The sequence below is a fragment of the Streptomyces sp. NPDC001002 genome (assembly GCF_053599215.1).
This window is the reverse complement of the sequence record NZ_JBSFLV010000024.1, coordinates 60,355-82,608: the sequence shown is the minus strand read 5'-3', so window position 1 is coordinate 82,608 and position 22,254 is coordinate 60,355. Positions and strand designations below refer to the sequence as shown.

Genomic DNA, 22,254 nt, shown 5'->3' with positions numbered 1-22,254 from the left:
CGACCGATCACGGGGGAAGCATCATGCACACCAAGAAGCACCGGGCCGCCCTGGCGGCCACCGTCGTCGCGGCCACCGCCGCCGTGGCGCTCACCGGGACCACGGCGGGCGCCGCACCGAGGGCCCCGCACACCGAGAAGGCGAGCGTGGCCCCGGACGGCGCGGACGGCAACAGCGTCTCCGGTCAGCCGAGTCTGAGCGCGGACGGCCGCTACCTGGCCTTCGTCTCCCGCGCCGACAACCTCGTCCCGGGCGACACCAACGGCAGCGAGGACGCCTTCGTACGCGACCTGAAGACCGGCACCACCCGCCTGGTGAGCGTCGGTGAGGACGGCGGCCCGTGGAACGGTCACGTCCTTGACGTCGGTCTGAGCGCCAACGGCCGGTATCTGGCGTTCAGTTCCACCAAGACCTACGACACCGGCGACAGCTCGATCTGGGTCAAGGACCTGAGGACCGGGGCCCTTCAGCGGCTGAACGACGCCGTCGACACGGGCTACAACGCCATCGGCTCGCCCGCGATCAGCGCCGACGGCCACTATGTCGCCTTCGTCGCGCAGCACACGAGCGACGAAGGGCCGCAGGGCGACCGGTGGAGCCGGGTGTACCGCGTCGACCGGGTCACCGGCGAGCGGGTGCGCATCAGTCAGGTGCCGGGCGAGGGCGCCCGGAAGTCCGCCGCCGTCAACCCGTCGATCAGCGCGGACGGCAGCCGGGTCGCCTACCAGTACTTCGTCCCGTACCCGACCAGCGGAGACTGGAGCGACGCCTACGTCCGGGACGTGCCGAGCGGGGAGCTGTTCCAGGCCGACAAGGCGCCCGACGGCAAGGTGTCCGACGCGCAGACCGAGTTCCCGCAGATCAGCGCCGACGGACGGTACGCGGTGTTCAGCTCGCTGGACTCGCAGCTGACGCCGGACGACACCAACAAGTCGCACAACGTCTTCATCCGTGACCTGAAGACGGACAAGCTGCGCCGCGTCGACGGCGCCGGCCCGACCGCCTACACCACCTTTCCGCAGCTCAGCGCCGACAACCGGTACCTCGTGCACGTCGCGGGCACGCCGGGCGACGACGGGCGGCAGGCGTACGTGCGCGATCTGCGCACCGGACGCACGGTGCTCGCCAGCCCAGCGGTCGGGGGCGGCCCGAGCGACGCGTCGGTGGACTTCCCGGTGATCGACCGGCACGGCGGCACGGTCGCCTTCAGCAGCTGGGCCACCGACCTGGTGCCCGGCGACACCTACGACACCACGCACGTCTACGTCCGTCACCTGAAGTGATCGACCGCATCCTGAGACACCCATGAGCGGAGCGCGGGGGCTGTGCCAGACTGCCCCCGTGCTCTCGTTCGCCATGATTATTGGCAGCAGGCGCGCCGGTCCGCAGTGACCGCCACGTACGACCAGGTACGGGCGGACACCGTCGTTCTCGACCCGCGCGCAGACCTCTCGCACCCGCGAGAGGTTTTTCGCTTTTCTGGCCCACCTCAAGCCGGGAGCGGAGCGCGAGGGATCATTGGAGGACGGTGGAGCCGGTCATTCCGGTACAGACCGAGATCCAACACAGGAGCCTTGACACCATGACGGAACCCAGTGAGCTCGACGACTCGTTCCACGTCTTCGACACCACCCTGCGCGACGGCGCCCAGCGCGAGGGCATCAACCTCACCGTCGCGGACAAGCTGGCCATCGCTCGGCACCTGGACGACTTCGGCGTCGGCTTCATCGAGGGCGGCTGGCCGGGCGCCAACCCGCGGGACACCGAGTTCTTCGCCCGCGCCCGGCAGGAGATCGACTTCAAGCACGCCGAGCTGGTCGCCTTCGGCGCGACCCGCCGGGCCGGTGGCAAGGCGAGCGAGGACCCGCAGGTCAAGGCGCTCCTGGACTCCGGCGCCGAGGTGATCACGCTGGTCGCCAAGTCCCACGACCGGCACGTCGAGCTCGCGCTGCGCACCACGCTGGACGAGAACCTGGAGATGGTCCGCGACACGGTGTCCTTCCTCAAGGACCAGGGCCGTCGCGTCTTCGTCGACTGCGAGCACTTCTTCGACGGCTACCGCGCCAACCCCGAGTACGCGAAGGCGGTCGTACGGACCGCCGCGGAGGCCGGCGCCTCCGTCGTGATCCTGTGCGACACCAACGGCGGCATGCTCCCGGCGCAGATCCAGGCCGTGGTCGCCACCGTCCTCGCCGACACCGGCGCCCGTCTCGGCATCCACACCCAGGACGACACCGGCTGCGCGGTCGCCAACACCCTCGCCGCCGTCGACGCGGGCGCGACCCACGTGCAGTGCACGGCGAACGGCTACGGCGAGCGCGTCGGCAACGCCAACCTGTTCCCGGTGGTGGCGGCCCTTGAGCTGAAGTACGGCAAGAAGGTCCTGCCCGACGGCAAGCTCCGCGAGATGACCCGCATCTCCCACGCCATCGCCGAGGTCGTCAACCTCACCCCCTCCACCCACCAGCCCTACGTCGGCGTCTCGGCCTTCGCGCACAAGGCCGGACTGCACGCCTCCGCGATCAAGGTCGACCCGGACCTGTACCAGCACATCGACCCCGAGCAGGTCGGCAACACCATGCGGATGCTGGTCTCCGACATGGCGGGCCGCGCCTCCATCGAGCTCAAGGGCAAGGAACTCGGCGTGGACCTGGGCGGCGACCGCGCGCTGGTCGGCCGGGTCGTGGAGCGCGTGAAGGAACGCGAACTCAAGGGTTACACCTACGAGGCCGCGGACGCCTCCTTCGAACTCCTGCTGCGCGGCGAGGTCGAGGGCCGCCCCCTGAAGTACTTCGAGGTCGAGTCCTGGCGGGCCATCGTCGAGGACCGCCCCGACGGCTCCCACGCCAACGAGGCCACCGTCAAGCTCTACGCCAAGGGCGAGCGCATCGTCGCCACCGCCGAGGGCAACGGCCCGGTCAACGCCCTCGACCGCGCCCTGCGCGTAGCCCTCGAAAAGCTCTACCCCCAACTCGCCAAGCTCGACCTGGTCGACTACAAGGTCCGCATCCTGGAGGGCGTCCACGGCACGTCCTCCACCACCCGGGTCCTGATCTCCACGTCCGACGGCACGGGCGAGTGGTCCACGGTCGGCGTGGCGGAGAACGTGATCGCCGCGTCCTGGCAGGCACTTGAGGACGCCTACACCTACGGGCTGCTGCGGGCCGGCGTGGAGCCCGCCGAGTAGCCCGCCCTCAGCAGGAGTCCTCGGCGAGTTCCTCGAACTCGTCGAGGCTCATGGCCCTGTCGTCGGCCCAGACCTGGCCGGGTTTCAGAGCGGCGAGATCAGCTGCGCGGAAGGTGACGCGGCCGGTGTACTCGTAGTTGTACTCCGCCTTGCCGAAGGCGAGTTCGTACGTGTAGTCCGGCACCAGCCGCTGTTGGCCCGCAGCACGGGCCTGCCACGCGGACGGCGGTGAGAAGAGGGGGAACTCGGCGTCGGTGCCGTGCCGTTTGCCGGGCACACGCCAGCCCGAGTAGTTCCGTTCGGACTCCGTGTCGGCCGGGGCTCCGACGAGCGAGAGCCCCTGGATCAGGTCGTCACCGCACGGCCGCAGGACAGCCTGTGGTGTCCCTGCCGCGTCCAGGCGCATCGCGGCCAGCGGAAGGTCGATCGCCCCGCACCCGCTGAGCAGCAGACACCCGGCCACCGCACCCGCGACGGCCACTCCCGTACGCCTCATGTCCCGCCCTCCCCCCGTGAGAGGGCGGGACATGGCCCGCCCTACTGCAGATGCCACTTCTGGTTGGCGGCTCCCGTGCAGGTCCAGATCTGTGCCCGTGCCCCGTTCGCCGACGAATTGCCGGTCACGTCAAGGCACTTGTTCGCCGCCGCGTTCACCACATCACCGGTCGTCGCGTTGTACGACCACTGTTGCGCACCGGTCCCGTTGCAGTCGTACAACTGCACCTTCGCCCCGTCGGCGGTGGACGCCGACGTCACGTCGAGGCACTTCCCGAGCGAGCGCACCGAGCCGTCGGTTCCGACGGTCCACTGCTGGGCCGTCGAGCCGTTGCAGTCGTAGAGCTGCACCGCGGTCCCGTTCGTGCTGGAACCCCCGGCCACGTCAAGGCACTTGCTCGCCAGGCCGACGAAGGCGCCGGTCTGGCTGCCGCCCCCGGACTGCGTGCCCGTCCAGGTGAACGTCGCCGACGTCTTGCCCGGCAGGGAGTAAGTGGCGTGCTGGCCACCCCAGTTGATGGTCACCGTCTTGGCGGCGGACCCGTCGTTGTAGGCGATCAGTGCCTTCGACCCGTCGGGGTTGCGCCAGGCCACGTTCGGCACATTCGTGGACGCCGTCGAGGCGATCCGCTGAGCGCCCGGCCGGACGAACTTCGTCAGGTGGCCCATCGTGTAGTACTCGACCGTGTAGTCGACGGTCCCGCTCGCGCCGTCCCCGTTGTGCACGGTGATCAGGCCGGTGCAGGTGCCGCAACCCCCGTTGTGCGGGCCCATGTTCTGGTCCACGGCCAGCGACCACTTGGTCACCGACTTCGCCCAGTTGCGGGTGTAGTCGATGATGTTGTTCATGTCCTCGCGCTGCTGGTTGGCGATCCAGGTGCCACCGGAGTGCTCGGTCCCGAAGGCGTCCAGCGTCGGGTACTGGTTGTGCACGGTGGTCTGCTTGTTGATGTCACCGCCGTACCCGTGCCAGGCGATCCCGCCGAAGTTCGGGTGCGAACGGACCGCCGCGTCATCCACGGTCGGCGCCGCGTAGGAGTCGTAGACGTCCCAGTTCCAGTCGTGCGCGAGGACCTTGGTCGTCAGCCCGGCCGCCTGGAGCTTGGGCAGCAGCTCGCTCTTGGTGAAGTACGCGAGCCCGCTCCCGTTCCAGCTCATCGACGGATACCCGGAACAACAGGTCGGCTCGTTCTGCGCGGTCACGTACGAGACGTTGACGCCCTGGGCCTTGTACGCCTGGAGGTACTTCACGAAGTAGTTGGCGTACGCCCCGTAGTTCTCGGCCTTCAGCCAGCCGCCGTTGAGCGAGCCGCTGTCCTTCATCCAGGCCGGCGCCGTCCATGGCGAGGCCATGACAGTCAAAGAGGGGTTGAGGCTCACCGCCTGCTTGGTCAGCGGCACGACATCGGCCAGGTCGTGCGCGATCGAGAAGGAGTTGAGGTTCGGGTCGGTCTGCCCGGCCGGCACGTCGTCGTACGAGTAGCCGTACCGCGCCAGGTCGGAGGCGCCCATCGGATTGCGCAGGAACGAAAGACCGATGCCGTCCGTCGGCGAGAACAGCTTGGTCATGGTCGCGTTCCGGGTCGACGCGGACAGCGCCCCGCTGCTGTTCATCAGCCAGGCCGCGGTGTCCGTGAAGGACGCGCCGCCGCCGGTGAAGGTCTGGTAGCGGGTGTTCTCGTCGACGGTGATGTTCTCGCCGCTGCCGCCCGAGCCGGACTGGAAGGCGAACGGCGTCTGCGCCTGCAGACCGCGGGTGACATGGCGGCCGCCGGCGTCGTCGGTGGTGGTGAGATAGGCGGTGACCTGTTCGCCTGCGGCTTGAGCGGGGACGGTGGCCGCGGTGATGCCGGCCGTGGAGAGCAGACCGGCCAACAGCAGCCGGATCGCGCGGGGGGTTCTCCTCATGCTGGTCGCCCTTCCCGAAATGTCTGACGTGGGTACCCAAATGTCTGACGTGACGTCTTGACGGGTGTGTGGGCCGTTAGTTAACTCACGGCGTGATCTAAGTCATGAGTGAACCAGAGAGTCGAGGAATGGTCTATGCCAAGAACCGCTCTGCTCGTCTCCGCCGCCTTGCTCACCGCTCTGCTGTCACCGACCGTCTCCCAGGCCGCCGACGACCCCGCTCCGGTGCCCGTCGACCGCTTCGAGGGGGAGGTGCCGTTCGCGAGCCAGCCCGCCGACGGCATCTTCACCTGGGGCAGTGACAACGACGACCCGCCCCAACTCCAGTTCGCCGACCGCGCCGACGCCCCCGAGGGCGCCAAGGTCCTCTCCGGGACCTACGACATCAGCGGCTACGGCGGCTTCACCCACGACTTCGCCGCCACCGAACCCGCCCACGACTGGTCCGCCCACAAGGGCATCCGGTTCTGGTGGGACGGCCAGAACAATGCCAAGAAGATCGCCTTCGAGCTCAAGGACGGCGGCGCCCACGGCGAGGCCTCCGAGCTGTGGACCACGTCCTTCACGGACGACTTCAGTGGCTGGAGACAGATCGAGATCCCCTTCACCGATTTCGTATACCGAACCGATTACCAACCCGTCGGCGGCATCGACCACGTCCTGGGCCTGACCCAGATGTGGGGCTACGCCCTCACCCTCCCCGTCGGCGCTCCGGGGCAGTTCGCCATGGACGACGTCGAGCTCTACGGCAAGGCCGACCAGGCCCTGCGCGCCAACGTCACCACCGACGCGGCCGTCTACCCGGTCAAGGAGGGCGGCACCGCGAGCGTCAAGGTCACCGTCGCCACCACCGGTTCGGCCCCGATCGACGACCCGGTGACCGTCACCTACGAGACCGCCGCGACCGGCACCGCCGAACCCGGCAAGGACTACACCCCGGTCACCGGCACCCTCACCTTCCCGGCCGGCACCGTCTCCGGCACCACACAGACCGTCAAGGTCCCCACCCTCAAGGACAGGTCGGCCGAGAACGCCGAGACCATCCCGCTCAAGCTCACGGTCACCGGCGCCAAGGCCCCGACCGAGCAGCCCGAGGTCGTGGTCGACGCGCACGGACTGCCGTACCTGGACAGCAAGTTGCCGATCAGGAAGCGCGTCGCCGACCTCGTCTCCCGCATGTCGCTTGAGGAGAAGGCCGGTCAGATGACGCAGGCCGAGCGCGGCGCCATGGGCACGCCCTCGGACATCGCCTCCTACGACCTCGGCTCGCTGCTCTCCGGCGGCGGTTCGACACCCACGCCCAACACGGCCGCGGCCTGGGCGAAGATGATCGACGGCTTCCAACTCCGCACCCAGGCAACGCGGTTCCAGATCCCGCTGATCTACGGCGTCGACGCGGTGCACGGCCACAACAACCTGGCCGGCGCCACGGTCATGCCGCACAACATCGGCATCGGCGCCACCCGCGATCCCCAACTCGCCCAGAAGACCGGCTCGGTGACCGCCTCCGAGGTCCGCGCCACCGGTGTCCCGTGGGACTTCGCCCCCTGCCTCTGCGTCACCCGTGACGAACGCTGGGGCCGCTCCTACGAGTCCTTCGGTGAGGACCCGGCACTGGTCAAGTCCATGGAGACGGTCATCCAGGGCCTCCAAGGAGCCGCCAACGGCAAGGACTTGAAGGACGACGACAAGGTCCTCGCCACCGCCAAGCACTTCGTCGGCGACGGCGGCACCGAGTACGGCTCCTCCACCACCGGCACCTACACCATCGACCAGGGCGTCACCAAGGTCACCCGGCAGCAGCTGGAAGCCGTCCACCTGTCGCCGTACCAGACCGCCGTGGACCGGGGCGTGGGCACGGTCATGCCGTCCTACTCCTCGCTCGACATCCTCGGCGACGGCCAGGGCCCGGTGAAGATGCACGCCCGCGCCGACATGATCAACGGCGTGCTCAAGGGCCGGATGGGCTTCGACGGGTTCGTCATCAGCGACTGGAACGCCATCGACCAACTGCCCGGCGACTACGCGGCCCACGTCAGCACCTCGGTCAACGCCGGCGTCGACATGATGATGGTCCCGTACAGCTACAAGGACTTCACCACGACCCTCATCGCCCAGGTCAAGGCCGGTGCCGTCACCGAGAAGCGGATCGACGACGCCGTATCCCGCATCCTCACCCAGAAGTTCAAGCTCGGCCTCTTCGAGCACCCGTACGCGGACACCAGCAACGCCTCGAAGATCGGCTCGACCTCGCACCGGGCCGTGGCCCGGCAGGCGGCGGCCGAGTCGCAGGTCCTGCTGAAGAACGCGGGTGACGTCCTGCCGCTGAAGAAGAACCAGAAGGTCTACGTGGCCGGTTCGAACGCCGACGACCTCGGCAACCAGACCGGTGGCTGGACCATCACCTGGCAGGGCTCCTCCGGCACCAACACCACCGGCACGACCATCCTCCAGGGCATGAAGAACGCCGGCGGCAACGTCACCTACTCCAAGGACGCCTCGGCCGCGACCAGCGGCTACGACGTCGGTGTCGTCGTCGTCGGCGAGACCCCGTACGCCGAGGGCATCGGAGACGTCGGCAACGGCAACGACCTCTCCCTCACCCCGGCCGACCAGGCAGCCGTCGACAAGGTGTGCGCGGCCATGAAGTGCGCGGTGCTGATCGTCTCCGGGCGCCCGCAGCTGATCGGCGATCAACTCGGCGACATCGACGCCCTGGTGGCGTCCTGGCTGCCGGGCACCGAGGGCGACGGCGTGGCCGACGTCCTCTACGGCAAGCGCGCCTTCACCGGCCAACTCCCGGTCACCTGGCCCAAGTCGGAGGCCCAGTTGCCGATCAACGTCGGCGACACGGCGTACGACCCGCAGTACCCGTACGGCTGGGGCCTGACCACGAAGACCAAGGTCCCGGGCGGCGGCACGACGACGCTGAAGGCGCTCGCGGTGGCCGCCGCGCTCGCCGACCGGCACGGAGCCGACGAGGCGGGCCGCGCGCTCGTCGACAAGGCCCGGCTGATCGTCCAGCAGAAGATCGGTCAGAACGTCACGGCCGCGACCGCGAAGCCCTTCGCGGACGCCGACCACCTCTCGCTCACCGGAAAGTACGGAGAGGCGGTGGAGAAGCTGATCACGGCCTACCGGGCCGCCTGATCGTAGGCCTGTCACCTGCATGAACGGCGGGCTTCGGGGGGCTTCGGGTAGCGTCGACGTATGAAGGTCGTCGCACGGACCCGAAGCCTCCCGGGGCTGCTCCTGGCCCTGCTGCTCGCCGCCCTGACCGTCCTGGCGATCGGCCCCGCACCCGCTTCCGCCACCACCACCGCGACCGGCGTCGGCACGATCGCCGAGGCCCTGCGTAAGAGCCCCGTCTACGTCGACCCGGCCGCGTCCGCGCAGCTGTCCACGGCCGACGCCGACGCCCTCGCGAAGCAGATCAAGGACGCCGACAAGCCGCTGTTCGTCGCGGTCCTCCCGGCCGGCTACCCGACCCAGGACCTCTTCCAGAACCTGCGCACCGACACCGGCGTCACCGGCCTGTACGCGATCCGTCTCGGCGACCGCTTCGACGCGAAGGCCGACTCCGCCGTCCTGCCGCGCACGGCCGTGACGAACCTGGTCACCAGCGTCAAGGGCGACACCGACGCCAAGACCCAGCTGACCGACTTCACCGACCGCGCCCTCGCCAACATGGGCGGCTCGGCCCCGGCGAGCTGGGGCTCCTCGTCCGACGGTGGCGGAGTGCCGACCGGCGCGCTGATCGGCGTGGGCGCGGTCGTGGTGCTCGGCGGCGGAGGTGCTTACGCCCTGGTCCGCCGCAACCGCCGCCGCAAGGCGGAAGAGCAGCGCGCCGCCCTGGAGCGCCTGCGGGTCGTCGTCGACGAGGACATCACGGCCTTCGGCGAGGAACTGGACCGCCTCGACTTCCACCCCGCCGAGGCGGGCGCCGACGACGCCATGCGCGGCGACTACGAACGCGCCCTCGACGCCTACGAGCAGGCGAAGTCGGCCATGGCGGCGGCGACGAAACCGGAGGACGTCCGGCCGGTCACCGAAGCTCTGGAGGACGGCCGCTTCTCGCTCGCCCAGCTCGCCGCCCGCCGCGAGGGCCGCCCGCTGCCCGAGCGCCGCCCGCCCTGCTTCTTCGACCCCCGCCACGGCCCGTCCGTCGCCGACGCCGTCTGGACACCGGCCGGCGGCGCCCCGCGCGAGGTACCCGTCTGCGCCGCCGACCAGGCCCGTCTCGCCGACGGCCACGACCCCGCGATCCGCGAGGTCGACACCGACTACGGCCGCCGCCCCTACTGGGACGCGGGCCCGGCCTACGGCCCCTGGGCGGGCGGCTACTTCGGCGGCGGCCTGCTCCCCGGCCTCCTCGTCGGCACCCTGCTCGGCAGCATGATGGCCACCCCGTCCTACGCCGCCGACTACGGCTCCGGCTACGGCGACTTCACCACCGGCGGCTACGACGGCGGAGATGTCTCCGGCGCCGACTTCGACTCGGGCGACTTCAGCGGCGGCTTCGGCGACGGAGGGGGCGGCGACTTCGGCGGGGGAGGGGACTTCGGCGGCGGGTTCTGACCGGACCGACCGCAGGTCCACGGTCCCTCGGTACGGGTCTGCGTACGCCCAAGTGCCGGTCGTGAGGGAGCCGTTCGGCCGATGCCGTTCGGCCCGTCCGGCGCCCTAGGCTCGCGCCATGGTGACCCCACCGGGGGACGACGACGTCGTCGAGATCCTCGGCGCGGACCGGCCGTCGATCAGCGACCACTGGCACGGCCTGCCGCGCCGCGTCCGTCTGACGCTCACCACCGCGACCTGCACGCTCCTGCTCGGCGGTCTCCTGACCTACGTCTCCACCCACCGCCCGCTGCCTCCGCCCCCCGACCCGGTCGCCGCCACCAGCATCCTCATCACGGACGTCGAGGTCCCCGTCGGCTACAGCCCGGACTTCGGCATCACCCTGAGCGCGTCGGCGAGCACCCAAGTCGCGTTCGGACGGACGGCCGAGGGGTACGGCAATCTCGTCCTGCACGTCACCCCGGGAGCCGGCGCCGTGCTGGGCCCCGGCCACACGCGGGTGCTGTACGCCCGTGCCGTCGTCTGCACCTGCCATGTGACCCACCCGGCGCGCGGCACACCCCTGCTGTTCGTGACCATGCGCAACGCGCGCGGCGAGGGCCGGGTCCAAGTCGTGCCCACCGCGGTCCAGTTCGACCTCATCGACCGCGCCGTACGGCACGCCTGCGGCGGCGCAGCCTGACCGGCCTCACCCGACCCCCGGCACCACCAGCCCCGTCTCGTAGGCCATCACCACCGCCTGCGTACGGTCCCGCAGCCCCAGCTTGGACAGAATGCGGCTGACGTGGGTCTTCACGGTCTCCTCGCCGACGTGCAGCCGGAGGGCGAGTTCAGGGTTGGACAGGCCCTGCGCCAACAGCCGCAGCACGTCGGTCTCGCGCGGGGTGAGGGCGTCAAGTGCCGTGTGCGCGGGCCCGGTTCGGGGACGCTGACGCGCGAACTCGGCGATCAGCCGCCGGGTGATCGCGGGCGCGAGCAGAGCCTCACCGGCGGCCACGACCCGCACCGCGTCGAAGAGCCGCTCCGCCGTCACGTCCTTGAGCAGGAACCCGCTCGCCCCCGCGGTCAGCGCGTCGTACACATGCTCGTCCAGGTCGAAGGTGGTCAGCACCAACACCCGTGGCGCGTCCGGACCTTGGAGCTGCGCGGTCGCCCGGATCCCGTCCATGACGGGCATGCGTACGTCCATGAGGACCACGTCGGGCAGCCGCTCCCGGCACACCCGCACCGCCTCGGCGCCGTCGGCAGCCGTCCCGACGACCGTGAAGTCGCCCTGGGTGGCGAGGAGTCCGGCATACCCGACCCGGACGATCTCGTGGTCGTCGGCGACGACGATCCGGACGCTCACGCGAGCACCTCCGCCCGCACCGGCAACCGCGCCTCCACCAGGAACCCGCCGCCGGGAGCGGGCCCGGTGCGCAGCGACCCGCCGACGGTCGCCGCGCGCTCCCGCATGCCCAGCAGGCCATGACCGGGGGAGCCGGCCGCGGGCCCGGGCCCGTTGTCGCGCACGCGCAGCGCCAACTCCGCCTCCCCGTACCGCAGTTCCACATCCACGGCGGCACCCGGCGCATGCCGACGGGCGTTGGTCAGCGCCTCCTGGACGATCCGGTACGCGGTGACCTCGACGCCCGGGTCGAGCGCGCTGACCGGCCCGCTGACGATCAGCCGGGTCGCCGCGCCGGCCGCGTCCCGCGACTCGTCGATCAGGTCGAGGAGTTGACCGAGCCCCGGCTGCGGGGCCCGCTGGACACCGGTGTCCGCGTCCTCCCGCAACACCCCCAACAGCCGCCGCATCTCCGTCAGTGCGGTGCGCGCGGTGTCCCCGATGGCCAGGAAGCGGTCGGCACCCTCGGGCGGCAGCCCGCGCGTGGTGAGCCGGCCGGTCTCCGCCTGGACGGCGATCATCGAGATGTGATGCGCGACGACATCGTGCAACTCCCGTGCGATCCGCGCCCGTTCACCCCGGGCGGCATGTTCGAGGAGCGTGTCCGCGAACGCCCGCTCGGTCGCGCTGTGCGCGAGCACGGTGCTGCGCACGTGATGCGTGATGCCGGTCGCCGCCGCGGCGGACCCGAGCGTGGCGAGCAGAACGGCGACGATCCGGGTGGCGTCCTCATGACTGAACAGCGCGACCACGACGTACGGCACGACGAGCAGCCCGGCCGGAAGTGGCCACCCCGTCCGCGCCAGCACGTACACGCAGATCAACTGGGCGACGGCGGCACCCACGGTGAGTGCCTGGAACGGCACGAGCGCGAGCACGCACGCGGCGCTCACGGCGATCGCGGCCGAGACCCGGCTGCCCCGCCCGGTCCCCAGGACGAAGGAGAGCGGCCCGGTCGTGGCGAGCGCGAGCAGCAGCACGACGGCGAGACTGCTCTGCGGATCACCGCTGCGGATCAGGCCCTCGCCCACGGCGAGCACGGCCAGCGCGGTAGGCAGGACAGCGGGCAGTGCAGAGCGCAGGGCAGTGGGTGGCACCTGCTCGGCACCGGCGATCCGCGCCCGGACGGCCCGCACCCTTGCCATCCGTGCGAACCGTGCCCGGACACCGCGTGTCCCCGTCGACGTCGAAGCCTTCTCACCCACGTCCGCCATTGTCCCGAGCCCCCTCCCGTGCGCATCCCCTACGCGAGGGACCTCCCCGGCGTGACGACACCCCCGCGCCGCCGCCCCTAGCCTCCCTCACCATGAGCGACGCAACCATCGAAGTCCGCGGTCTGCGCAAACGGTTCGGCCGGACCCTCGCGGTCGACGGCCTCTCCTTCACCGTCGAGCCCGGCACGGTCACCGGCTTCGTCGGCCCCAACGGCGCCGGGAAGTCGACCACTCTGCGGGCCCTGCTCGGCCTGGACGCCCCCGACGAGGGCCAGGCCCTCATCGCGGGCCGCCCCTACCACGCCCTGCGCACACCCCTGTTGGAGGTCGGTGCCCTCCTGGACGCGGCCGCCCTGCACCCCGCCCGCCGGGGCCGCGACCACCTGCGCTGGCTCGCCCACTCCCACGGACTGTCCGTCCGCCGCGTGGACGACGTCCTCGCCCAGGTCGGCCTGGAGTCCGCCGCCCGCCGCCGGGCCGGCGGCTACTCCCTCGGCATGCGCCAACGCCTGGGCATAGCGGCGGCCCTGCTCGGCGACCCGCCCATCCTGCTCCTGGACGAGCCGGTCAACGGCCTCGACCCGGAAGGCATCCAATGGATCCGCCGCCTGCTGCGCCGACTGGCCGCCGAGGGCCGCGCCATCCTCGTCTCCAGCCACCTGATGAGTGAACTGGAGGACACCGCAGACCACTTGGTGGTCATCGGCCGAGGCCGCCTCATCGCCGACACCTCGGTCTCCGAACTCCTGCACGCCGCTTCCGGCGACCGCGTCCGACTGCGCACCGAGGCCCGTACGCAGGCGATGGAACTCCTCGCCCGCGAGGGCGGCCGGGTCGCCGTCACCGACCGCGACACCCTCATCGTCACCGGCCTGCCCGCACCCCGCGTGGTGGAACTCCTGACCGCGGCCCGCGTCCCCTTCGCCGAAGTCGGCGCCCACCGGGCCACTTTGGAGGAGGCGTACATGGAACTCACCCGGGACAAGGCGGAGTTCACGGCCGAATCCGCTTCCGTAGGGGTCGCTTCCGACGAGGTGACCCGATGACGACGAGGACAACGTCGGAGCCCGAGACCAGGCCCACCCCCTACCGCTCCCACCTCCACCCCACCCACGCCGGCTTCCCGCGCCTGCTGCACGCCGAGTGGACCAAGTTCCGTACGGTCCGCGCCTGGCCGTTCGTGCTGGCGGTCGCCGCCGTGGTCACCGTACTGATCAGCCAGCTGAGCGCGAGCGGCTCCGTCACCAGCGGGGGCCCGGACATCATCAAGGGTCCCGACGGCACGACGGTCACCGACGCCTTCCGCTTCACCCACCGTCCGCTCACCGGCGACGGCACCGTCACGGCTCGGGTCACCGGCCTCAAGACCGCCGACGACCGGACCGTGGAGCCCTGGGCGAAGGCCGGGATCATCGTCAAGTCGAGCCTGGAACAAGGCTCTTCGTACGCGGCGGTGCTGGCCACCCCCGGCCATGGCGTCCGCATGCAGTGGAACTTCACCCATGACACGGCCGGTTCGGACTCCGAGGTGACGGAGGTGCCGCGCTGGCTGCGCCTGACCCGGACCGGCGACCGCCTCACCGGCTACGAGTCCGCAGACGGCACCAAGTGGACGAAGATCGAGGACGTCAGCCTGTCCGGCCTCCCGAAGACCGTGCAGGTGGGCCTCGTCCTGGCCACCCCGGGCCACCAGGACGTGCGCCGCTCCTTCGGCGGTTCGAGTCAGTCGACCGGCGGCGCGCACGCCACGGCAACCTACGACCACCTGACGCTGAGCGGCACCTCGACCACGGCAGCCTGGACCAGCACGGACGTCGGCGCCCCCGCCCCCGGCGCCCCCGCCCCGGGCCCCGCCCCCCGCAACGCCCGCCCGGACTCCTCCACCACCGTCACGAACGGCACCTACACCCTCACCGGCCAGGGCGACATCGCCCCTGACCAAGGCGGCCCGGACATCGTCCAGATGAGCTTCCAGGGCGTCTTCGTCGGCATCCTGTTCATGATCGCCCTCGGCGCGCTCTTCGTGACCGGCGAATACAAACGGGGCATGATCCGTACGACGTTCACGGCGACGCCGGCCCGGTTGAAGGTGCTGGCGGCGAAGACGACCGTGATCGGCGCGGTGACCTTCGTGGTGAGCCTCGCGGCCGTCGCCCTCGGCTACACGCTCGCCCAGAGCACCCTGCGCGGCAACGGTTTCGGCCCCCCGGCCTTCCCCGACTACCCCCTGCTGGAGAACCCGGCCCTGCGCGCGGTAGTCGGCAGCGCTGCCCTGCTCTCCCTGGTCGCCGTACTGGCATTGGCAGTTGGGGTCGTGCTCCGCAACAGCGCGGGCGCGATCGCCACGGTCGTCCTGCTCGTCATCCTCCCGCAGATCCTGTCCTTCGCCTTCCCGCTCCCGGCCGCCCGCTGGCTCCTGCGGGTGACCCCGGCGGCGGCCTTCGCGGTCCAACAGGGCACGAAGAAGTACGACTTCACCGCGCACAACTGCTTGCCGGAGGGCGGCTGTTACCCACTGTCTCCCGGCAGCGGCTTCGCAGTCCTGGCCGCGTACACGGCGGCGGCGTTGCTCCTGGCGGCCTGGACGGTCCGCAGGAGGGACGCGTGAAGGCGTTGCGCCCACTCCACGCCGAGTGGACGAAACTCCGTACGCTACCCAGCACTTGGTGGCTTCTGGCGGCCCTGGTCGCCCTCACCCTCGCGATCGGCGCTGCCGCGATCGCCCCGGTTGCCGCGGACGTCTGCCCGGGCGGCCCGTGCGACGAGGACACGGTGAAACTCAGCCTCACCGGAGTCTGGCTGGGCCAGGCCGCGTGTCTGATCCTGGGCGTCCTGACGATGGGAGCGGAGTACGGCACGGGCACGATCCGCACGACCCTCGCCGCGATGCCGACGCGCTGGCGGGTCCTGGCGTCCAAGGCGACAGTGCTGGCGCTGCTGACGGCGATCGGGGGAGCGCTGGGAGTACTGGCTTCCGTCTTCCTGGCCGACGCACTCCTCCCGGACTACGCCCCCGCCCTGCGCCCCACCCTGGGCTCGGTCCTCTCCCTGGCCCTGGTCGCGCTACTGGGCCTGGCCCTGGCGACCATGCTCCGCGACACATCAGCGGCGATCACCCTGGGCCTGGGGATCCTCTACGTCGTCCCACTCCTGGTCACGATCATCCCGTCCCCAACGTGGCAGCACCGCCTGGAGCGTTGGGCCCCCATGCCGGCGGCCCTCTCCATCCAGTCGACCCGCCACATCGCGGACCTCCCGATCGCCCCATGGCCGGGCCTGGGCGTATTGGCGGCCTACGCGGCGGGTCTACTGCTCCTCGGAGGCATCCTGTTCAGGACGAGGGACGCGTGACGGCGAGGAACTCGCTCCAGGTACCGGGGGAGAGGGTGAGAACCGGACCGTCGGGGTTCTTGGAGTCGCGAATGTGGACGGCGGCGGGATCGGCGGCGATTTCAAGGCAGTTGCCGCCCTCGTCGCTGCTGTAGCTCGACTTGAACCATGCCAGCGCTGCGGTGTTCATGACTCTCCTAGCAGTCCGTTCAAGAGGCGCACGCTCTCGGCAGGAGAGAGGGCCTGAGACCGCAGCATTCCATATTTGTGGTGATAGTCGCTGACCTCATCGGGGTCAGCGATCAGGAAGCTGGCGCGATGCGCCTCCAGGTACGCGAGACGTTCATGGTGGGGTGTTTCCAGCAGCATCAGCGGACCTGCCAGCCCGCAGTGAGGTGTCCGATCCATGGGCATGATCTGAAAGCTCATGTGAACGGGCTCGGTGTACTCCAGGATCTGCTGGAGTTGTTCCCGCATGACATCCGGACCACCGACCGCCCGCCGCAGGATGCTCTCTTCCAGAATGAAGTGCCCCACAGGCGGCCGGTCCCGCTGCCAGACCAACTGCCGTTCCATGCGGGTGTTCACCCACTGCTCGGCTGTCTCGCTACCGAGAGCCGGATAGCGGTAGTCGAAGACGGCGCGACAGTAATCGCGGGTCTGAAGAAGCCCAGGAACCACCTGAGCCTCGTACGAGAGGATGCCGACCGCTTCCTGCTCGGTGTCGACCAGCCCCTGCGCGAACTGCACGATCCGCTCCCGGACCGGCAGTTTGGACACGAGGACGAACAACACCCCACCCGTGTCCAGGAGTTCATCGAAGTCCTCGGCCCGATCGAGCTGAAGAGCCAGCCGCCCCTGCTCGATGGACGCCACCGTGTCGACCGACAGTCTCGCCGACTCGGCGAACTGTTCCTGCGTCAACCGGGCCCGTTTCCTGAAGTGGGCCAGTACGGCTCCGACCGCCTGCCACGAACCGACCTTCTTGGGCTTCTCCGAGTGCATGAGGGTGCCTTTCCCCCAACCGCACCCGAAACCCCCGTAGCGGAGTCGTAGTAATGGGAACTACGACTCCGCGGACAGGGTCATCGCACGACTCAGGCGTTCTTGATCGCGGAGATGTCGAAGTTGAGCTTGATCTTGTCGGAAACGAGCACGCCGCCGGTCTCCAGCGCCGCGTTCCACGTGAGGCCCCACTCGGAGCGCAGGATCTCGGCCTTGCCCTCGAAGCCGACGCGCTCGTTGCCGAACGGGTCCTTCGCGGCACCGTTGAACTCAAGGTCGATGGAGAGCGGCTTGGTGACGCCGAGGATCTCCAGGTCACCCGTGATGCGGTAGTCGTCGCCGCCCAGGGACTCGGCCGAGGTGGAGCGGAAGGTCATCGTCGGGAACTCTTCGATCTTGAAGAAGTCCGCGCTCTTCAGGTGACCGTCACGGTCCGCGGAACCGGTGTCGATGCTGTCCATCTTGGCGTCGATGGAGGCCGTCGACTTCGCCGGGTCCGAGCCGTCGAGGTGCAGCGTGCCGTTGAAGTCGAGGAATTTGCCCTTGACGTTGGTGACCATGGCGTGACGCGCCACGAAACCGAGCGTCGAGTGCGCCGGGTCGATCGTGTACTCGCCGGTCAGCGCGGCAAGCTCGGGGTTGACCGCGGAGGGGGCCGCGGTCTCGGTGTCGGTGCTGTCCTTGCGGCCGAAGATGCCCATGGTGTGCTCCTGAGGGGACGGTAGGCGGTGATGTTGAATGTTCAACGATGCCAACACGGAAGACCGTAGACCTATTCCGTTCGGGTTTCAACATCATCCACGTGTATTCATGGAATTACACTCCGTTGGCGGATTCCGGACTTCCAGAGGAGTGCAGCATGGCAATGAACCGGACCGATTCCGACCCCTATGACGTGCTCCGCCTGCGCTGGCTCGACATCGCCCTCGGCACCGGATACGACCCGCGTGCCGAACCGTACTCCTCCCGTCTCAGCGGCACCGGCGAACGGGCCCGCGCCTTCCGCGCGACCATGGCCCCGACCCCCGCCTCCCTCTGGCCGGACCACCCCTTCGACCCGCCGTCCGGGATCACCCAGAGCTACGCGCGCCTGGAGACGATGGCCCGGGCCTACGTCCAGGAAGGCACCGGCTCGACCGGCGACCCGGCCCTCCTCGCGGACGTCCTGCGCGGCCTCGACCACCTCTCCGTCACGGTCTACCACCCCGGCACCACCCGCTACGGCAACTGGTGGGAGTGGCAAATCGGCAGCCCCCGGCTCCTCCTGGACATCGTCGCGGCTCTGTACGACCACCTCACGGAAGCCCGAATCACCGCCGCCTGCACGGCAATTGACCACTTCATCCCGGACGCCATGCTCACCGACTACTCCGGCACCTCCACCGGCGCCAACCGCGTCGACCTGTGCCGCTCGGTCGCCCTGCGCGGCATCCTGGGCCGCGCGTCGGCCAAGATCGCCCTCGCCCGCGACGCCCTCTCGCCGGTCTTCCCGTACGTCACCAAGGGGGACGGGCTGTACGCCGACGGCTCGTTCGTGCAGCACACCCGGGTGCCGTACTCGGGGACGTACGGACAGGTCATGCTCGACGGCCTGGGGCGCCTCTTCACGCTGCTCGCCGGGTCGGAGTGGGAGGTCACGGATCCCAATCGCCAAGTCGTCCTCGACAGCGTCGAGCATGCCTACGCGCCGCTGATCCACGACGGGTTGATCATGGACGGCGTCAACGGCCGTGCCATCAGCCGGGGTTACCTGAAGAACGACGAACTGCACGTCATGCGCAGCGACCACTTCCACGGACAGGGCGTCATCGCCGCGATCGCGCTGCTGGCCGACGCGGCGAGCCCGGCCGAGCGCGACCGGTGGCACGGCATGATCAAGGGCTGGGTCGAACGGGACACGGTCACACCGATTCTGACGGCGCCTCAGTTCGACGTGGCGGATCTCGCGCGGCTGCATGCGGTCGCCGCCCGGCCGCTCGCGCCCGTGTCCGAACCCGTCGGTCACCGCCTCTTCCCGGCCATGGACCGTGCCGTGCACCGCCGTCCCGGCTTCACGGTGAGCCTCGCGATGGCCAGTGACCGCATCGCGTACTACGAGTGCGGCAACGGCGAGAACCCGCGCGGCTGGCACACCGGCGCCGGAATGGTCTCCTGGTGGGCGGAGGGCGCGAGCGACCAGTACACGGACTGGTTCTGGCCGACCGTCGACTGGTACCGGCTGCCCGGCACCACCGTCTCCACCAAGCGCCTGCCCGACCGGGCCGGCGGCGAGTGGGGTGCGCCCGGACCCGACGTGCGCTGGGTCGGCGGCACGACCGACGGTGAGTACGCGGCCGTCGGCCAGCACCTCAAGGGGCTCGGCTCGACGCTGGAGGCGCGCAAGTCGTGGTTCTGCGTCGCGGACGCGGTGATCTGCCTCGGTACCGGGATCAGCTGCGCGGACGGGGTGCCGGTCGAGACGGTCGTGGACAACCGCAACCTGGGGGAGGGCGGGAGCGCGCGGCTGGTGCAGCGGCCGGGGTGGGCGCATCTGGAGGGGCACGGTGGGTGGGTGGTCCAGGAGGGCGGGTTGCGGAGCCTGCGCGAGGACCGGACCGGGGCCTGGTCCGACATCAACACCACGAGCACCAGCGAGCGGGCCACTCGCCGCTGGCAGACCCTCTGGCTCGACCACGGCACGGACCCGGTGGACGCCCGCTACCTGTACCTCCTCATGCCGGGTGCGGCCCGCGGGGCGGTCCAGGCCCGCGCCGCCGACCACCACTGGCTGTCGGTCCTGGCCAACGACGGCGTGAGCCAGGCCGTCCAGGTCCACTCCCTCGGGCTGACGGCGGCGAACTTCTGGCAGGCGGGCACCGCGGGTCCGCTCACCGTCTCGGCGGGGGCGAGCGTGCTGGTCCGCCGCAGGGGTCGTACCGCTACCCTCTGCGTGAGCGAGCCGCCCCGCACCGGTGAGCCGCTGGAGATCACCTGGCACCACCCCGTACAGGAGGTGGTGCGGGCCGACGGCACGGTCGACATCCTCGCCACGGGCCGCCGCCTCCGCCTCCGCGTCACTCCGGGGATGGCATGCGCCACGCATGAATGTGAGGTGACTCTCAGCTGACGGGTTTGTGTGACCCCTACAAGGCGAGAGCCCCCTGAGCAGTCGGAACGGCTGCATGCGGTTCAGGTTCTGTTCAGTGCTACCAGGAAAACGGGTCGGAGACTGTACGGAGTCGACGTCCCGCTCACCTCGCTCTCCTTCGTAAGGTCGCTACATGACCGTTTTGGATGATGCTGTATCTCCCGGGAGCGAGCCGACGGACGCGCGCGGGCGGGTGGCCGAGCTGCACGAGATCCGTGCGCAGGCTCTGGCCGGCCCCAGCGAGAAGGCGACCGAGGCGCAGCACGCCAAGGGCAAGCTGACGGCGCGCGAGCGCATCGAGCTGCTCCTTGACCCGGGCACCTTCCAGGAGGTCGAGCAACTGCGCCGGCACCGGGCGACCGGTTTCGGCCTGGAGGCCAAGAAGCCGTACTCGGACGGTGTCATCACCGGCTGGGGCACGGTGGAGGGCCGCACGGTCTTCGTCTACGCCCATGACTTCCGCATCTTCGGCGGCGCGCTGGGCGAGGCGCACGCCACGAAGATCCACAAGATCATGGACATGGCCATCGCGGCCGGTGCCCCGCTGGTCTCCCTCAACGACGGCGCCGGCGCCCGTATCCAGGAGGGCGTCAGCGCCCTCGCCGGCTACGGCGGCATCTTCCAGCGCAACACCAAGGCCTCCGGCGTCATCCCGCAGATCTCGGTGATGCTGGGCCCGTGCGCGGGCGGCGCGGCGTACTCGCCCGCCCTGACGGACTTCGTGTTCATGGTCCGCGAGACGTCCCAGATGTTCATCACCGGCCCGGACGTCGTCAAGGCGGTCACCGGCGAGGAGATCACGCAGAACGGCCTGGGCGGCGCCGACGTGCACGCCGAGACCTCCGGTGTCTGTCACTTCGCCTACGACGACGAGGAGACGTGCATCGCGGAGGTGCGCTACCTCCTGTCGCTGCTCCCGCAGAACAACCGCGAGAACCCGCCCCGCGTCGACTCCACGGACGCGGCGGACCGCCGTAGCGACGTCCTGCTCGACCTGGTCCCGGCGGACGGCAACCGTCCGTACGACATGGCCAAGGTCATCGAGGAGATCGTCGACGACGGCGAGTACCTGGAGGTCCACGAGCGCTGGGCCCGCAACATCATCTGCGCCCTGGCCCGCCTCGACGGCCAGGTGGTCGGCATCGTCGCCAACCAGCCGCAGACCCTCGCGGGCGTGCTGGACATCGAGGCCAGTGAAAAAGCTGCGCGCTTTGTCCAGATGTGTGACGCTTTCAATATCCCGATCGTCACCTTCCTGGACGTGCCGGGCTTCCTCCCCGGTGTCGACCAGGAGCACGGCGGCATCATCCGCCACGGCGCGAAGCTCCTTTACGCCTACTGCAACGCGACCGTGCCGCGGATCTCGCTGATCCTGCGCAAGGCGTACGGCGGGGCCTACATCGTCATGGACAGCCAGTCCATCGGCGCCGACCTGACCTACGCATGGCCCACGAACGAGATCGCGGTGATGGGCGCCGAAGGTGCCGCCAACGTCATCTTCCGCAGGCAGATCGCCGAGGCCGAGGACCCCGACGCCATGCGGGCCCGCATGGTCAAGGAGTACAAGTCCGAGCTGATGCACCCGTACTACGCGGCCGAGCGCGGCCTGGTCGACGACGTCATCGACCCGACCGAGACCCGCGAGATCCTCATCCGCTCCCTGGCGATGCTTCAGACCAAGCACGCCGACCTGCCGTCCCGCAAGCACGGCAACCCCCCGCAGTAACCCAGCGGACCCTCCGCGCTACCCGTGCGGAAACCTCTCTCACGGAGACTGAGACTTATGACCACGCCTGACATCCGCGTCGAGAAGGGCCACGCCGAGCCCGAGGAAGTCGCCGCCATCACGGCCGTCCTCCTGGCCCGCGCCGCCGCCACGCCGTCCACGGACCCGTCCGACAGCGCCTCCCCCAAGCCGAAGGCGGGTTGGCGCCGCCTGGAGCGCGAGGGCGGGTTCCGGGCACCGCACAGCTGGCACTGAGCTTTTCAGCGCGATAACCGACGGCCCCACTCTTCTTCGGGA

18 protein-coding genes are annotated in these 22,254 nt (G+C 70.0%); 11 read left to right on the top strand and 7 right to left on the bottom strand.

Features of this window, described 5'->3' with window-relative positions:
- The first annotated feature begins 23 nt into the window (after positions 1-23).
- Entirely contained in the window at positions 24-1,283 is a 1,260-nt protein-coding gene (locus ACWDR3_RS14000) for a TolB family protein (RefSeq protein WP_450352720.1), read from the top strand.
- A gap of 299 nt (positions 1,284-1,582) precedes the next feature.
- Positions 1,583-3,187: a citramalate synthase gene (gene cimA, locus ACWDR3_RS13995; RefSeq protein WP_450352719.1), complete on the top strand. Its 1,605-nt coding sequence runs from the start codon at positions 1,583-1,585 to the stop codon at positions 3,185-3,187.
- Positions 3,188-3,194: 7 nt separating this feature from the next.
- On the opposite strand, the gene ACWDR3_RS13990 is transcribed toward cimA, so the two are convergent.
- Together ACWDR3_RS13990 and ACWDR3_RS13985 are read right to left on the bottom strand one after the other, a co-directional pair.
- Positions 3,195-3,683, bottom strand: coding sequence for a hypothetical protein (locus ACWDR3_RS13990; RefSeq protein WP_450352718.1), 489 nt, complete (start codon positions 3,681-3,683; stop codon positions 3,195-3,197).
- 41 nt (positions 3,684-3,724) lie between these two features.
- Complete coding sequence (locus ACWDR3_RS13985; protein ID WP_450352717.1) at positions 3,725-5,590, bottom strand: ricin-type beta-trefoil lectin domain protein; 1,866 nt, start codon at positions 5,588-5,590, stop codon at positions 3,725-3,727.
- A 135-nt stretch (positions 5,591-5,725) separates the two neighbouring features.
- On the opposite strand from ACWDR3_RS13985, the gene ACWDR3_RS13980 reads away from it, so the two are divergent.
- From ACWDR3_RS13980 to ACWDR3_RS13970, 3 genes are all read left to right on the top strand, one after another.
- Complete coding sequence (locus ACWDR3_RS13980; protein ID WP_450352716.1) at positions 5,726-8,740, top strand: glycoside hydrolase family 3 protein; 3,015 nt, start codon at positions 5,726-5,728, stop codon at positions 8,738-8,740.
- Between the two features lie 60 nt (positions 8,741-8,800).
- On the top strand, positions 8,801-10,168 hold the full coding sequence (locus ACWDR3_RS13975) for a hypothetical protein (protein ID WP_450352715.1): 1,368 nt from the start codon (positions 8,801-8,803) through the stop codon (positions 10,166-10,168).
- A 118-nt stretch (positions 10,169-10,286) separates the two neighbouring features.
- Complete coding sequence (locus ACWDR3_RS13970; protein ID WP_450352714.1) at positions 10,287-10,850, top strand: hypothetical protein; 564 nt, start codon at positions 10,287-10,289, stop codon at positions 10,848-10,850.
- A 6-nt stretch (positions 10,851-10,856) separates the two neighbouring features.
- On the opposite strand, the gene ACWDR3_RS13965 is transcribed toward ACWDR3_RS13970, so the two are convergent.
- Together ACWDR3_RS13965 and ACWDR3_RS13960 are read right to left on the bottom strand one after the other, a co-directional pair.
- Positions 10,857-11,516, bottom strand: coding sequence for a response regulator (locus tag ACWDR3_RS13965; RefSeq protein WP_450352713.1), 660 nt, complete (start codon positions 11,514-11,516; stop codon positions 10,857-10,859).
- Positions 11,513-12,700, bottom strand: coding sequence for a sensor histidine kinase (locus ACWDR3_RS13960; protein WP_450352712.1), 1,188 nt, complete (start codon positions 12,698-12,700; stop codon positions 11,513-11,515). Before ACWDR3_RS13960 ends, ACWDR3_RS13965 begins: the two co-directional genes overlap by 4 nt.
- A 161-nt stretch (positions 12,701-12,861) precedes the next feature.
- On the opposite strand from ACWDR3_RS13960, the gene ACWDR3_RS13955 reads away from it, so the two are divergent.
- The 3 genes from ACWDR3_RS13955 to ACWDR3_RS13945 are packed head-to-tail and all read left to right on the top strand — an operon-like array spanning position 12,862 to position 16,120.
- Positions 12,862-13,815 carry an ABC transporter ATP-binding protein gene (locus ACWDR3_RS13955; RefSeq protein WP_450352711.1) on the top strand — a complete coding sequence of 318 codons (954 nt, stop codon included), beginning with the start codon at positions 12,862-12,864 and terminating at the stop codon, positions 13,813-13,815.
- Complete coding sequence (locus ACWDR3_RS13950; protein WP_450352710.1) at positions 13,812-15,377, top strand: hypothetical protein; 1,566 nt, start codon at positions 13,812-13,814, stop codon at positions 15,375-15,377. The genes ACWDR3_RS13955 and ACWDR3_RS13950 overlap by 4 nt, the downstream gene beginning before the upstream one ends.
- On the top strand, positions 15,374-16,120 hold the full coding sequence (locus ACWDR3_RS13945) for an ABC transporter permease (protein ID WP_450352709.1): 747 nt from the start codon (positions 15,374-15,376) through the stop codon (positions 16,118-16,120). The genes ACWDR3_RS13950 and ACWDR3_RS13945 overlap by 4 nt, the downstream gene beginning before the upstream one ends.
- Here ACWDR3_RS13945 and ACWDR3_RS13940 read toward each other — a convergent pair.
- From ACWDR3_RS13940 to ACWDR3_RS13930, 3 genes are all read right to left on the bottom strand, one after another.
- Positions 16,101-16,289 (bottom strand): DUF397 domain-containing protein, encoded by a 189-nt coding sequence (locus ACWDR3_RS13940; protein WP_450352708.1) that lies wholly within the window; start codon positions 16,287-16,289, stop codon positions 16,101-16,103. The genes ACWDR3_RS13945 and ACWDR3_RS13940 overlap by 20 nt on opposite strands.
- Positions 16,286-17,104, bottom strand: coding sequence for a helix-turn-helix domain-containing protein (locus tag ACWDR3_RS13935; protein ID WP_450352707.1), 819 nt, complete (start codon positions 17,102-17,104; stop codon positions 16,286-16,288). The genes ACWDR3_RS13940 and ACWDR3_RS13935 overlap by 4 nt, the downstream gene beginning before the upstream one ends.
- 92 nt (positions 17,105-17,196) lie before the next feature.
- Positions 17,197-17,805, bottom strand: coding sequence for a YceI family protein (locus ACWDR3_RS13930; protein ID WP_450352706.1), 609 nt, complete (start codon positions 17,803-17,805; stop codon positions 17,197-17,199).
- A gap of 158 nt (positions 17,806-17,963) precedes the next feature.
- On the opposite strand from ACWDR3_RS13930, the gene ACWDR3_RS13925 reads away from it, so the two are divergent.
- From ACWDR3_RS13925 to ACWDR3_RS13915, 3 genes are all read left to right on the top strand, one after another.
- Positions 17,964-20,210: a polysaccharide lyase 8 family protein gene (locus ACWDR3_RS13925; protein ID WP_450352705.1), complete on the top strand. Its 2,247-nt coding sequence runs from the start codon at positions 17,964-17,966 to the stop codon at positions 20,208-20,210.
- A 154-nt stretch (positions 20,211-20,364) separates the two neighbouring features.
- The gene (locus ACWDR3_RS13920; protein ID WP_450352704.1) at positions 20,365-21,957 is read left to right on the top strand and encodes an acyl-CoA carboxylase subunit beta; all 1,593 of its coding nucleotides are present in this window, start codon (positions 20,365-20,367) and stop codon (positions 21,955-21,957) included.
- 57 nt (positions 21,958-22,014) lie between these two features.
- The gene (locus ACWDR3_RS13915) at positions 22,015-22,212 is read left to right on the top strand and encodes an acyl-CoA carboxylase subunit epsilon (protein WP_450352703.1); all 198 of its coding nucleotides are present in this window, start codon (positions 22,015-22,017) and stop codon (positions 22,210-22,212) included.
- Positions 22,213-22,254 lie beyond the last annotated feature (42 nt).

Excerpts from the sequence above, each read along its gene's own strand:
- ACWDR3_RS13975 (WP_450352715.1), top strand. The coding sequence starts at position 8,801 with ATGAAGGTCGTCGCACGGACCCGAAGCCTCCCGGGGCTGCTCCTGGCC.
- ACWDR3_RS13935 (WP_450352707.1), bottom strand. The coding sequence starts at position 17,104 with ATGCACTCGGAGAAGCCCAAGAAGGTCGGTTCGTGGCAGGCGGTCGGA.
- ACWDR3_RS13940 (WP_450352708.1), bottom strand. The coding sequence starts at position 16,289 with ATGAACACCGCAGCGCTGGCATGGTTCAAGTCGAGCTACAGCAGCGAC.
- ACWDR3_RS13955 (WP_450352711.1), top strand. The coding sequence starts at position 12,862 with ATGAGCGACGCAACCATCGAAGTCCGCGGTCTGCGCAAACGGTTCGGC.
- ACWDR3_RS13985 (WP_450352717.1), bottom strand. The coding sequence starts at position 5,590 with ATGAGGAGAACCCCCCGCGCGATCCGGCTGCTGTTGGCCGGTCTGCTC.
- ACWDR3_RS13920 (WP_450352704.1), top strand. The coding sequence starts at position 20,365 with ATGACCGTTTTGGATGATGCTGTATCTCCCGGGAGCGAGCCGACGGAC.
- ACWDR3_RS13990 (WP_450352718.1), bottom strand. The coding sequence starts at position 3,683 with ATGAGGCGTACGGGAGTGGCCGTCGCGGGTGCGGTGGCCGGGTGTCTG.
- ACWDR3_RS13960 (WP_450352712.1), bottom strand. The coding sequence starts at position 12,700 with ATGGCAAGGGTGCGGGCCGTCCGGGCGCGGATCGCCGGTGCCGAGCAG.
- ACWDR3_RS14000 (WP_450352720.1), top strand. The coding sequence starts at position 24 with ATGCACACCAAGAAGCACCGGGCCGCCCTGGCGGCCACCGTCGTCGCG.
- ACWDR3_RS13915 (WP_450352703.1), top strand. The coding sequence starts at position 22,015 with ATGACCACGCCTGACATCCGCGTCGAGAAGGGCCACGCCGAGCCCGAG.
- ACWDR3_RS13970 (WP_450352714.1), top strand. The coding sequence starts at position 10,287 with ATGGTGACCCCACCGGGGGACGACGACGTCGTCGAGATCCTCGGCGCG.
- ACWDR3_RS13925 (WP_450352705.1), top strand. The coding sequence starts at position 17,964 with ATGGCAATGAACCGGACCGATTCCGACCCCTATGACGTGCTCCGCCTG.
- cimA (WP_450352719.1), top strand. The coding sequence starts at position 1,583 with ATGACGGAACCCAGTGAGCTCGACGACTCGTTCCACGTCTTCGACACC.
- ACWDR3_RS13980 (WP_450352716.1), top strand. The coding sequence starts at position 5,726 with ATGCCAAGAACCGCTCTGCTCGTCTCCGCCGCCTTGCTCACCGCTCTG.
- ACWDR3_RS13950 (WP_450352710.1), top strand. The coding sequence starts at position 13,812 with ATGACGACGAGGACAACGTCGGAGCCCGAGACCAGGCCCACCCCCTAC.
- ACWDR3_RS13930 (WP_450352706.1), bottom strand. The coding sequence starts at position 17,805 with ATGGGCATCTTCGGCCGCAAGGACAGCACCGACACCGAGACCGCGGCC.